The following is a 12514-nucleotide window of genomic DNA, read 5'->3' as shown; positions in this document are numbered from 1 at the left end:
TATTCTTCCCTTAAGATATTTAAATCTTCCACCGGTAGCATTAATTTACCAATCCGTATTTGATATTTTTATAGTTGTTATAACTACAGATATTACCAGTTTCTACCAGTTTTAACTCCGTTCTTACTTGTATCTGCCGTTGTAACAGGCGCTTTGCTTTGACTAGGAGCTTTAACTGCTTCTTCAGATTTGATTGCTGCTGGAGCTGCTGTTGCTAATACTAGTGCTACTGCGTATGATTTTAACATTTTTATTTCCTCGTATTTTATTGACGTTTATGCCGACATTATTTTGCCGGTCATAATATACTTAGCGAGAACTATGCCAAAAACTATAATAATATAAAAATATATCTTAAAAACGTAATCTTCATTGGGGGTTTTGAATGTGTATAGCTTCATTGAGTAGGCTGTAGAGAGCTTAAATACAGCTATGTAGAGGTTAGAGCGTATTCTTTTGCAGTACTTTAGATAATTGCTGGTTCTCTGTCAGTAAACGCTCGAACCTTTGAGAGTTGAGTGGTTTACTATATAAATAGCCCTGCAACATTTCACACTTGTAACGACGTAAAATTGACAGTTGATTTTCATGCTCTACACCTTCTGCGACGACTTTTAGACCTAAATTATGGGCGATTGTAATAATCGCTTGGGTCATATATCTATCTTCTGCTGTTGTAGCTATATCATCAATAAAGGCTTTATCAATCTTCAATGTGTTAATAGGAAAGCGTTTTAAATAGGCCAAAGAAGAATACCCAGTACCAAAGTCGTCAAGGGCTAGGTGAATTCCGCGCTCTCTAAGACGAACCATCATACGTAAGGCTTTTTCAGGATCTTGCATCAACGTGCCTTCAGTAATTTCACACTCTAAATGCAAAGGTGAAAGGCCGACTTTTTGTAAAAGGTTAATTATTTTCTCATCTAAGTCGGGGATTTGAAATTGCCTTGCCGATATATTGACAGCGACTCGGCCAGTAAATAGGCCTTGGTCTACCCAGCGTTTAGTGTCTTCACAGGCTTTTCTTAGTACAACCTCACCAATGTCCACTATCTGACCTGTTTGCTCTGCTAATGGGATGAACTGTGCTGGGCTAACAATACCTTTATCTGGATGTTCGAACCTTACTAGGGCTTCCATACTGGTTAATTTACCACTGGCTATATCGACTTTAGGTTGATAGAAAACTGTGAATAGATTTTCTTTTAGGCCATGGCGTATTAAGTTCTCAATTTGCAACTGGCGCACTGCATTTTGGTTCATTTCGCCACTGAAGAATTGGTATTTATTTCCCCCTGCGTTTTTAGCAAAATACATGGCGGTATCTGCATTTTTTAATAACTCTTGAGGTGAACTGCCATCTTCAGGATAAAAAGCGATACCTAAGCTCGCGCCAAGTACAAATTCTTGTTTATTTATGATAAACGGCCGTGCCATATTATCTAATATGGTTTGTGCAAAATGAGTGATGTAATGAATATCAGTGGAGTTATCCACTAATATACTAAACTCATCACCGCCTATTCGGTAACAGGTTGCTTTGGTTCCGGCTAACTTTTGCAATCGTTTGGCGATTTGCTTGATTAAAATGTCACCTGTTTGATGCCCTAAAGAGTCGTTTATTTTTTTGAAATTATCCATGTCTAAACACACTAAAGCATGTGAAGTATCACGCCTTACTATATTCGCATGGCTTGCTAAGAAGAAAGAACGGTTTGGCAAATCCGTCAGTGGATCTGTATTTGATAGTTTTAGTAATTCTTTTTCAGTGCCTTTACGGGCGGTAATATCTGAGAAAACCCCTACATAATGACTGATTTTTCCATCTTCATCAGTAATTGCATCGATATTGAGCTCCATTTCATATTTTTCGCCTACCTTTCTACGGGACTCAACTTCACCGAACCAATTTCCTTTTTGCTGTAGGGCTTTTTTTACTTCCTCTGTAAATACGCCCGGATATTGATGGAACGCCAAGTAATTGGCAAGAGCCTGCTCTCGGGTTTCTCCTGTATATTTACAGTAGGAGTTGTTTACTGAGATAAATTTAAAGCTAGTATCTGTTATAAATACACCATCTGATATGGTTTCAATTGAACGCTTAAATAACTTTAGCTGCTCTTCAGCTTCTTTTAGATGACTAATATTTTTTAAGGTGCCCGTCATACGTTGCGGTTGGTGGTTATTATCTCTTGCAACGACTTTGCCTCTGTCTAAAACCCACAACCAGTCACCTTTATAGGTCTGAGCCCTATAAGCTACTTCATAGTTTTCTGTTTTCTCGTCTAAATGACTCTTTAAAGCTTGTTGTACTCTTTCTATGTCATTGGGGTGTATATTGGCCTCATATGAGCTATTCACCCTGATATCGTCTTGTGGAAAATCTAAGGTTCCCCAAGTGTTAGATCTAAATACTTGTCCTTTGTAGATATCCCAGTCCCATAATTCATCGCCACTACTCCACAGAGTAAGTTTTAAGCGTTCTTCGTTCTCTAATATTGCCTGCCTAATCGCGTTTCGAGCTCTTAATTGCTTAAGCCAGTAAAACAAGATTAACAGGCTAAGGGCTGCGTAAAGAAAAAGAGCATTTTGCTGTAACCAAAACGGTGGAGCGATATTAATGCTTACTTGATTAGGTTGAGACCACTCGCTAAAGGGGGCTTTGCTCTGTACAACAAAAGTGTAAGTTCCAAAGTCTAAATTCGAAAATTCCGCTCTCCTAGGTGATTCACTATCTGTTGTGATCCACTTATTAGATAATCCAATTAATTTAAAACGATACTCAATCGCTTCTGGTACCACTGGGTTAACCTGTGCAAACTTTAGACCTATCATACTTGATTCATTAGATAGGTTTATATTGCTAGTCATATTAATAGCTGATGTAAGTGGTGTGTTATTAGAATGAATAGACACAGGATGATTGAATATTCTGAGCTGTGTTAACGTCGGTGCTTGATTAGAGGTATTTCTAGATTCATTTGCTCTTCTGATATTTTCACTAAATGAAAGCTGTTTAATATCAAATGTTAGTAGGCCGCTTGTTCCACCAAAGATCAATTTATTGTCTTGAGTTAATATTCCAGCTCCTTCATTTAGTTCATTATACATCAACCTTTCAGGTGATATATTTTGTAAAACCTTTGCTTCTTTCAATGATACTTCATCGATGCCGCCAGTTGTATATGACAGCCATAAGCTATCTTCAAATCTAATTGATTTTAAAATCTGCTTACTTGCAAGGCCATTCTTTTGACTAATATGAGTTTTTACTTGATAGGAAGCTTTATCTAACTCTATTAAACCGTGACTTAAAGTAGAAAGCCAAAACCCGTTTTCAGTCTCAACAACTGAATTAAACAGTCTTACAGACTCATCAAAATTAATAATTAGTCTTTCTAATGTTTTCGTTTCAGTATTATATAGAATCATTCCTAGATTAGTTTCTAACCAAAGGTTGTTAGAATTATCTAAATATAAGGGTTCAACATAATTTATATTATTATTAGGAATGCTTATGTTTGTTTGCGTCAATGTATCGACATTGACCCAGCTTATTTCACCTACTTCCTTTCTAAGCCATATTTTGTCAGAGAATTGAAATATCTTTTGAATGTCTTGGCCTGGTACGAGAGTTTTTACAAGTATTAAGGAGCCGTTCTCACTTTGTTTATAAACAAATAACCCCCCAGAACTAGCCACCCAAATTCTATCGAATTTATCAATTTCAAGTGCCCAAATATTATGTTTGAAGTCGGTTAAAAAATGCTGAAATGTAAAGTTGGTTGCATCGAATTTATTTAAGCCATTTGATTGTGTGGCAGCCCATGTTTGCCCCTTTGAATCTTGGGCTAATCCCCAAATAACATTACCGGATAAGGAATTAGCCTTATTAGCACTTTTTTGAAAAAACTTAATCTTAGAGCTTTCTTGGTTATAGCGATAGATACCGCCAGAGTATGTACCTAACCAAATGGTGTTATTGGAGTCTTTAAATAGCTTTAAAAAGTGTGTGCTTTCTAAACCAAAGTTACTATTGTTTTGATCGTTATATGAAAATAAGTTGTCAAAAGCTTCATTGATGATACTTATCCCTGCTGTTGTTCCCAGCCAAACGTTGTTCTCTTTATCAAGTGTGATGCTCCTTACTTCATCGCCAATAACTGCTGGACTACTTTGAGAACTTATCTGGTCTACTTTCTGAAAGGTTTTGTCTACTACAAAAGCGCCTTGTTCAGTACCTAACCAATATTTATTATTGATAAATTGAAGATCAAAAATAAACTCAGCCGAAATTTTTATGTTCCATGGGTTGGTGTTTTTGAGGCTGTATAATGTGTTGCTTGCATGATCAAGTATATAAACACCATGGCCTAAACTACCAATCCATGTTCTATCAGGCTCACTAAATATAACTTTTATGTCAGCGGGTAATGACTCACCATTTACTCTAAACGGCAAGAAAGTATCGGCAGCGTCATCGTAGGCATATAGACTTTCGCTGGTTGAAACCAACAGTTTCCCGTCAATATCTAACGCTAAAGAAAATATTTCATTGTGACTTAGTTCACTATTGTCTTTATTGAAAGTTTTGAAGTTATCTAGTTGAGGATTATATTTAGCAAGGCCATTTCGCGTACCAATCCAAAGCATACCGTTTGAGTCCACTAGCATTTTTTTAGTGAAGCCATCAGGTAAAGAGTGGTTGTCTTGTAGTTGGTGCTTGTAGGTTTTAAAGTCGTAGCCGTCGAACCGACTCACGCCTTCAAAAGTCGAAAACCAAATAAATCCCTGTTTATCTTCGACTATATCCGTAACTGTATTTTGAGCTAAGCCATCTGACTTTGAAAACTTGGAAAATACATTATTTGAGGCATACACAGACGAGCAGGAGAAAAGTCCCACAATCATATAAAAACAAATTGTAATTAAACGGTTGTTGCGCACGTCTTGCCCAAAGATAGTAGATTACCTTTTACTTAGTCGATTTAGCTATCGGCATATCCCTATCTCCTAAGACTCAATATGCCCAATTTAATCGCCCGCTACAAGCATTTATAGGAGAAAAAAGTAGGACTTTGCGTAAATTTAGCGGGATCGGGTAGTTTTCAGTCAAATAGTGAGGAATTTACAGGTAATGGGCACTTTTTTTAAAGCTAGCAATAGCTGATACCTCTATGGCGTTGGCTGGATGTGTTAGGTGGGTTAAGTCTCCACTGTACAATACAAATTCGCCAAAACCGTGTCTTGCTACCATGTTTAGAAAGTAATTTTTTATATCTATAAATTCAAGTTCATTGATGGTTCGGAGCATGCTTTCTTTTTGATCAAATGAGTCGTTTCCGTTACCAATTGCCATCCATAGTCGCTGACTTTTCATGTTTAAATTGGCATCTTGTTGGATAAATTGTTTGATAACCCCATTTTTGAGCATTTGCCAAACTTTTTGGTATTCATCAATGAGATCAGCCGTAGCTAATAAGAATGTATTTATCGCATTTATCAGTTGGCCTGCGTTTTTGTGCGGTGATTGAACATAAAACCCAATTCCAGGGTGGTTATTGTAGGGAACATACCCTGTACCTACTAAGTATCCTAGTTGCTGAACGGTTCTTAGCTCTTGAAAAAAAGGTGCTGCTAATAATTGCTCTGTCAACATGGTGAGTGCTGTGGTTTTTAAGTCGCTATTTGGTGCTTGAAAGTATATAACTGCAGCAGAGTCTGGATGTTCGCACTCAACATAATGAGTGTGAGTTGGAAGCTGGATAATTTGGGCAACGCCTCTTTTTATCTTGTCAGTTGTAGTGTAATGATTCCTAAAGTCCTCAATCTCAAGAGCTACGCGTTCAGCGTCAGAATAACTCCAATCACCATACATTAGGCCTTCTAAGTGAAACGAGTTCAGTAACTTTTCTTTAGTTTGTTTGATATCGCCTAAATTGAACTGCTCCATATGAAAAGCTAAAAGTTCGGGAGAATAGTTTTGCTCTTGTATGAGTACTGCCAATCGAGAGAATAGTCGGTTTATAGGCTTGTTTAGCAGGGTATTAGATAACCCGTGTAGTTGTTTCGACTTCACGCGTTCAAAGCTTTTAGTAAAGTCGTCATGCACTATGATTTCATTCAAAAGTTTACTACAGAAGCTGAGCTGTGGGTGGCTAAGGCCACTTGTTTGTATAGAAAACCCTCCTTGATGAGGGTAAAAGTGAAAATGGATCCCCGCTATGTCTGCTTGATAATATTTTTGGTTAAGCCTCTCATTCAATAACGCAACCCAAAGGCGTTTTCCTGCAATAATGTCTACCCCTTGATTAATCGCGGGGCAGTCAAAGGTCAAAAAGCAATTTCCTTTGGGCTGTTTAAATTGATTGTCCTGGCCATACCAGAGCTCTAATCCATCTTTATTGACTATTTTATGTGGTAGTTGATATTTTGGATTAATTTTCTTCAGTGGTGAAGGAGGCTGCAAAAAACTATTGGCCTCAGGGAGTTTCAATGAGGATGTATCAATTAATTTGTACGTCTCTGAAGTTATGTTTGTATCTAATGTTTTTACACTATATGGCGTGTTGTACCACTTTGAAATAAGTTCAGTATTTGCATCAGGCGACACTAATTTTACTCTGAGATTACTAGGACAGAAATACCCTAACATTTTCTCTGTTAATACCTGATCTGGGCAATCAAGTACGTAGTCACCGCAAAGTAGGTATTTTTCAGGGAATTCAAACATGGCAGTGCCTAACTGTTGCACTTCATCTATGGGTTTGAGGCGATCACTAAAGTCCCAATCTAATTTATTCAAGGTTGAAACCTCTTCAATACGCCATTTACTTACTCCTTCACTCTTTATTAATTGAATAAAAGAAAATAATGCTGAAACTATACCTTGTTGATTTTTAACTCCTTCATCCGTCAATTGCAGGTTTATATTAAAGTCTTTAAAGTTACTTCCTTCAACTCCTCCGCCGGCAGTGAGGCTGGTTGCCCAGTTTTTTTGTTTGTAAAAGCTAAGTAAACCATTATCTCCTTCATCACCAAAAATGTGGCTCAATACGCTTAAAGGTTTACTTCTAAAATATTTTCCTTGTCCAGGTAAAGGAAAAGTAAGAATCATTCTTTGGGCATGTTGTATTGGTTTAATATTAATTTTTATGCCTAAATTTTCTGGCAAATACAAGTCAGGGTAGGAGGTTACAGGTACTTTAGGGCTGTTTAACCATTCAGTGAATACGCTTTGGACCAAATCCTCACTTGTACTAATGTCATGGGGAGTTATTAAACATAGTGAAGCATTTTGTGGCTGATAAAAACGTTGATGGAATTTCAATAGCTTTTGCTGCAATTCCAACAGGGAAAATTCGGAAAATACACTTTTATTACCTACCGAAAACTTGCTAAATGGATGAGCTGGGTTACATGTTTCTTTATGAACTTGATATAAACGCCTCAGGTCATCTTTTTGTTTTAATGAAAACTCTGCATCTATCGCACTAATTTCTTTTTCTATGAAGCTTTTATGGAATTTGGGTTTTACAATCATTGCAAACAAATGCACTAATGCTATTTGGTTGTTATCATTATTAAGTTCGTAAAAATAGCTTGTAAATTCTGTACCTGTTGAGGCGTTGATCGTGCCATTGTAATTAGCCAAATAGTCGGCAAATTCATTGGGGAAAGGGAATTGGTGATTTCCAGAAAACAACATGTGCTCTAGCAAGTGACTCAATCCCTGACAATCCTGGTCATCTTGAAAATGCCCAGCATTAATTGTTATTGAGCAGGCACTTTTAGCAGAGTATTTATCCTGAATCAGTAAAACCTTTAAGCCATTGGCTAACTCTGTGTATTTATACTGACGGTTGTCATAGGCACTTTTAAGCAATATATATTTTCCTTGAAGTTACAACGCATAAGCATAAACCAATTTTTTATAGATAATCACTTTCTAAACATTTTTCATGGCTTTTTTGTTGTACTATTAACAAAAATACACATTAAATCAATAATATGAAGTTAGTTATAATGCGTCACGGACAAGCTGAAGCGCTTTCAGAGCCAGATGAAGCACGGGCTTTGACTGTTTTTGGCAAACAACAGGTTTCTGAGGCGAGTAAGTGGCTAAAAGAGCAATTAGGTGAAGACGGTCTAATTGATCTAGCTTTGGTGAGTCCCTATCTAAGGGCTCAGGAAACTTACCAAGAGTTGAGTTTAGTGGTAAATGTAACTGAAAAGGCCAACTCAAGTGACATTACTCCCGATGGTAATTCAAAGCTTTTTCATGACTACCTTGACGCTTTGGTGTCACAGAGCCAATCCTTGAATACTGTTTTGGTTGTCAGCCATATGCCATTCGTTTGTTATTTTTTAGAAGAGATAAATAGAAATAAGAAGTCAATTCTGTTCGATACCTCTAGTATTGTCATAATCGATTATGACGTATCGGATGGGCAAGGGGAGTTTACAAAGACATTCCATCCCTAATATGGATTTAGCTCTATGATAATTTCTATTTGATGTTTAAGAAATGATATTTCTGGTCGATACCATGAGTATGATAAATAAAAGTTTGCCAGCATATTTACAACAGATGTTAGAGCATCAAGTTGTAGAATCAAAACTGACTCATGATGACGAGCTTCAGGGGATCATGGATCGCCTAACTAATTTAAATGATAAAGTTGAGCTACTAAAAAGTAAGATTAAGCAAAACCGTCAAAAATCAGATACTACTAATCAAGATTAAGCTCAGTTTCTTCTCGGTAGAATTCAGGCAACACCCTAACAGTTTTAACCATATTATCTTTCATTTCTATCAACTCAATTGGATATCCTGCAATTCTCAAGCTGATATTGGCTTCTGGAATGTCTTCAAGATATTCCAGTATTAAACCATTGAGGGTTTTAGGACCTTCCGTAGGAAAATTCCAATCAAGCTCTTTATTGAGTTCTCTAATATTGGCACTACCATCAATTAAAAAGCTACCATCCTGTTGTAGATTTGCTTCCTTACTATGATCAGGTAAGAAGCTAGTTGTGAAGTCACCTATTATTTCTTCTAGTATATCTTCTAAGGTAACTAGGCCTTGAATATCGCCGTATTCGTCAACTACCAAGCCAATTCTTTCTTTAGCAGCTTGGAATTTATACATTAAGGTGTGTAATGGTGTTGACTCAGGGGTAAAGTAAATATCCTTAACCGCTCTTAGCAGTGTCGCTTTTGTGAATTGATCTTTGGATAGTAACCGCAGTGCATCACGAACATGAACAAAACCCACTGCGTCATCTATGCTGTCTCGATATAGCAATACTCTAGTGTGCTGAGCGTTAACTAGTTTTCTTTGGATATCTTTCCACTCATTGTTGATATCAATCGCTACAATATCGCTGCGTGGGATCATAATGTCTTCTGCAGTTACTTTCTCTAAGTCCAAAATACCAACTAACATATCTTGGTGTTTCTTAGGGATTAACGTCCCTGCTTCATGCACAACCGTTCTTAATTCTTCTCGGCTTAAGTTTTCACCATCATTGTTTCTTGGGTTGACTCTAATTAACGCCAACATGCCGTTGCATATTCCATTTATTAGATACACAAAAGGATAAAGGATAAACATAAGTGGCAACAAAATTACCGAACTTGGATAGGATATTTTCTCTGGGTACAGTGCGGCCAAGGTTTTTGGGGTCACCTCTGCAAATATCAAAATAACAATAGTTAAACCAAAATTGGCTGCTATCAAGCCCCAAAATTCACCAAATAATCGTAAACATAAAATTGTTGCAACAGATGCAGCAGCGATATTAACTAAGTTATTACCGATTAAAATGAGGCCTATTAGGCGGTCAGGACGTTGTAATAGCTTTTGTACTCGAATTGCGCCTTTATGACCTTCGTTTTCCAGGTGTTTAAGGCGGTATCTGTTAATGGACATCATGCCCGTTTCAGAGCTTGAAAAATAAGCTGAGAGTAGTATTAGAACGCCGAGGATAATGAATAAACTACTAGTGGCGATATCGTCCAACTATGGAAATCCTATAAAGATAATAAGGGTGCAACTTTAAGTGCAATTACGGCTCTGATCAAGAGTTAAGTATTACTTCTCGGACAAAACGACTACCAAAGTATCCTAAGGTCAACAGCACTGCTGCCAAGATATTAGAAAAAATCATAATTCTACCGCGCCAGCCGTATATCCAATGGCCAATAACTATGATGCTATAGATAACCCAAGCAAGTAATGAAAGAAGGGTTTTGTGTGCTTGCTCTTTTGCAAACATATCATCTAAAAACATAAAACCAGTGGCTAAAGACAAAGTCAGTAAAATAGTACCAATCCATAGTAGCTTGAATAAAATATCTTCAACGGCCATTAAAGGTGGAAGTGAAGAGTGCAGCAGTGACGCTTTTTTTTCTTTTAATCGTAAATTTATGTAGGACAACTGCAATGTATATAAAAATGCGATGGCTAAACTTGCGTACGCCAGAAGAGACAAAGCAATATGCACAAGTAAACTAGGTTTAATACTCAGGTCCATCATGTGTGCACCCGGTAATTGACTATTTAATATTACAATTAAGCCGCTAAATACATAAATCACTGGTAATAAAATTGTGTTTGGCAACTTAAATGATGTTAGTAGCATCGAGAGGCTAACAAGCCAACCAATCAAAGAAGCAACATTAAGCAAACTCATGTTTTGCCCAGGTGCCAATAACACACCTGCTTGTAAAATAAAGGCATGAAGTACTAAAGCAACGGCCACGAAGAAGGCTGCATAGGTTTTGTTTGGACCCTTTTTATCAAACATTCCAGCAACCACAATTGCTGATGCTATCAGATAAAAAACAAAACAAAGTAAATCTAGTAACATCTTAAACTCTCTGACTTATTAAAGTGGGCATTACAAAAGTGCAGCTTAAGCACTATGAGTTTTTTCGTAAAATATTGAGCTGTTAAAATTAACACTTATTTTGCTTTCATGACATAGCTTTAAGCACATTTCAAAGGTAAGAGATAATTTCTTAGGCAAGAAGTTCTATTGAGCATTCTTATCTGCAACTATCTTCTATATAATATTGATAATAAGCAAATTTTAGGTAATACGAAGTATGTTTGAAAATTTAAGTGACAGGCTAGGTAAAACGCTAAAAAATATCAGTGGTAAAGGGCGTTTGTCTGAAGACAATATTAAAGACACCTTGCGTGAAGTTCGCATGGCACTTCTTGAAGCTGACGTTGCCTTACCCGTAGTACGTGAGTTTATTGCTCAAGTAAAAGAGCGAGCAGTAGGAACAGAAGTAAGTAAAAGCCTAAATCCAGGTCAGGTTTTTATAAAAATAGTTCAATCTGAACTCGAATCTGTGATGGGGCAGGTTAATGAATCCCTGAACCTAGCAGCACAGCCGCCAGCGGTTGTATTAATGGCAGGTTTGCAAGGTGCAGGTAAAACAACCAGTGTTGGTAAGCTTGCATCTTTATTAAAACAACGTGAAAAGAAAAAGGTATTGGTTGTAAGTGCTGATGTTTACCGTCCTGCAGCAATAAAACAGCTAGAAACCTTGGCTAATGATGTAGGGGTGGAGTTTTTCCCATCTTCTGCTGATCAAAACCCAATCGATATCGCCAATGCGGCTATTGATTTTGCCCGTAAACAGTTTTTTGATGTACTACTAGTTGATACTGCAGGTCGTTTGCATGTTGACGGCGAGATGATGCAAGAAATTCAAGCATTACATAAAGCCATTAATCCAATTGAGACACTATTCGTAGTCGATGCTATGACGGGGCAAGATGCCGCCAACACGGCCAAAGCGTTTAACGACGCTCTGCCATTAACCGGTGTTATTTTAACAAAAGCTGACGGTGATGCTCGAGGTGGTGCTGCCTTATCTGTTAGGCACATAACCGGAAAACCTATAAAGTTTATGGGGATGGGTGAAAAATTAGATGCATTAGAAGCATTTCACCCAGAGCGTATAGCATCTCGTATTTTAGGGATGGGAGACGTATTAAGCTTAATTGAAGAAGTTGAGCGTAAGGTAGACAAGGAAAAGGCTCAAAAACTTGCTAAGAAGGTTCAAAAAGGTAAAGGCTTTGATTTACAGGATTTTAAAGAGCAGTTAGAGCAAATGCGTAATATGGGCGGAATGATGTCCCTAATGGATAAAATGCCCGGTATGGGAAATATGTCTGCCCAGATAAAAGATAAAGCTAATGACAAATCATTTAATCAAATGGAAGCCATAATCAATTCAATGACGCCAGGTGAGAGAGCAAGGCCAGATATCATAAAAGGTGGTCGTAAGCGTCGTATTGCTGCAGGCTCAGGTACTCAAATTCAAGATGTAAATAGAATGCTGAAGCAATTTACTCAAATGCAAAAGATGATGAAAAAAATGTCCGGCGGCGGCATGAAAAAAATGATGCGCAACATGAAGGGTATGATGCCTCCTGGTGGGCCGGGTGGAATGTTTCCCCCAAGATAGTATACATTTAAGCCACTAGTCTTA

The 12514-nt window shown here is 37.4% G+C and carries 8 protein-coding genes; 3 read left to right on the top strand and 5 right to left on the bottom strand.

Annotated elements, in window-relative coordinates:
• Window positions 1-92 precede the first annotated feature (92 nt).
• The 3 genes from ACMUMK_RS09760 to ACMUMK_RS09750 form a co-directional block, all read right to left on the bottom strand.
• Window positions 93-248, bottom strand: coding sequence for a hypothetical protein (locus ACMUMK_RS09760; protein ID WP_414700931.1), 156 nt, complete (start codon window positions 246-248; stop codon window positions 93-95).
• 193 nt (window positions 249-441) lie between these two features.
• A complete protein-coding gene (locus tag ACMUMK_RS09755; RefSeq protein ID WP_414701400.1) occupies window positions 442-4911 on the bottom strand; it encodes an EAL domain-containing protein in 4470 nt (1489 codons plus the stop codon).
• 217 nt (window positions 4912-5128) lie between these two features.
• Window positions 5129-7885: an insulinase family protein gene (locus tag ACMUMK_RS09750; protein WP_414700930.1), complete on the bottom strand. Its 2757-nt coding sequence runs from the start codon at window positions 7883-7885 to the stop codon at window positions 5129-5131.
• Between the two features lie 125 nt (window positions 7886-8010).
• On the opposite strand from ACMUMK_RS09750, the gene sixA reads away from it, so the two are divergent.
• Window positions 8011-8484, top strand: coding sequence for a phosphohistidine phosphatase SixA (gene sixA / locus ACMUMK_RS09745; RefSeq protein ID WP_414700929.1), 474 nt, complete (start codon window positions 8011-8013; stop codon window positions 8482-8484).
• Window positions 8485-8548: 64 nt separating this feature from the next.
• On the top strand, window positions 8549-8746 hold the full coding sequence (locus ACMUMK_RS09740) for a hypothetical protein (RefSeq protein WP_414700928.1): 198 nt from the start codon (window positions 8549-8551) through the stop codon (window positions 8744-8746).
• On the opposite strand, the gene ACMUMK_RS09735 is transcribed toward ACMUMK_RS09740, so the two are convergent.
• Together ACMUMK_RS09735 and ACMUMK_RS09730 are read right to left on the bottom strand one after the other, a co-directional pair.
• A complete protein-coding gene (locus ACMUMK_RS09735) occupies window positions 8733-10025 on the bottom strand; it encodes an HlyC/CorC family transporter (protein ID WP_414700927.1) in 1293 nt (430 codons plus the stop codon). The two genes, ACMUMK_RS09740 and ACMUMK_RS09735, sit on opposite strands and share 14 nt — an antisense overlap.
• 58 nt (window positions 10026-10083) lie before the next feature.
• Window positions 10084-10875 carry an inner membrane protein YpjD gene (locus ACMUMK_RS09730; RefSeq protein WP_414700926.1) on the bottom strand — a complete coding sequence of 264 codons (792 nt, stop codon included), beginning with the start codon at window positions 10873-10875 and terminating at the stop codon, window positions 10084-10086.
• A 238-nt stretch (window positions 10876-11113) separates the two neighbouring features.
• Between ACMUMK_RS09730 and ffh the strand changes: the two genes are divergently transcribed.
• Complete coding sequence (gene ffh, locus ACMUMK_RS09725; RefSeq protein ID WP_414700925.1) at window positions 11114-12490, top strand: signal recognition particle protein; 1377 nt, start codon at window positions 11114-11116, stop codon at window positions 12488-12490.
• The last annotated feature ends 24 nt before the right edge of the window (window positions 12491-12514 follow it).

This window comes from Paraglaciecola sp. 2405UD69-4 (assembly GCF_047525415.1).
Lineage (GTDB): Bacteria > Pseudomonadota > Gammaproteobacteria > Enterobacterales > Alteromonadaceae > Paraglaciecola.
The sequence above is the reverse complement of the archived record's forward strand: the minus strand, read 5'-3'. Positions and strand labels throughout refer to the sequence as shown.

Coding starts and splice junctions, on each gene's coding strand:
- ACMUMK_RS09760 (WP_414700931.1), bottom strand. CDS start 248: ATGTTAAAATCATACGCAGTAGCACTAGTATTAGCAACAGCAGCTCCA.
- ACMUMK_RS09755 (WP_414701400.1), bottom strand. CDS start 4,911: ATGATTGTGGGACTTTTCTCCTGCTCGTCTGTGTATGCCTCAAATAAT.
- sixA (WP_414700929.1), top strand. CDS start 8,011: ATGAAGTTAGTTATAATGCGTCACGGACAAGCTGAAGCGCTTTCAGAG.
- ACMUMK_RS09740 (WP_414700928.1), top strand. CDS start 8,549: ATGAGTATGATAAATAAAAGTTTGCCAGCATATTTACAACAGATGTTA.
- ACMUMK_RS09730 (WP_414700926.1), bottom strand. CDS start 10,875: ATGTTACTAGATTTACTTTGTTTTGTTTTTTATCTGATAGCATCAGCA.
- ffh (WP_414700925.1), top strand. CDS start 11,114: ATGTTTGAAAATTTAAGTGACAGGCTAGGTAAAACGCTAAAAAATATC.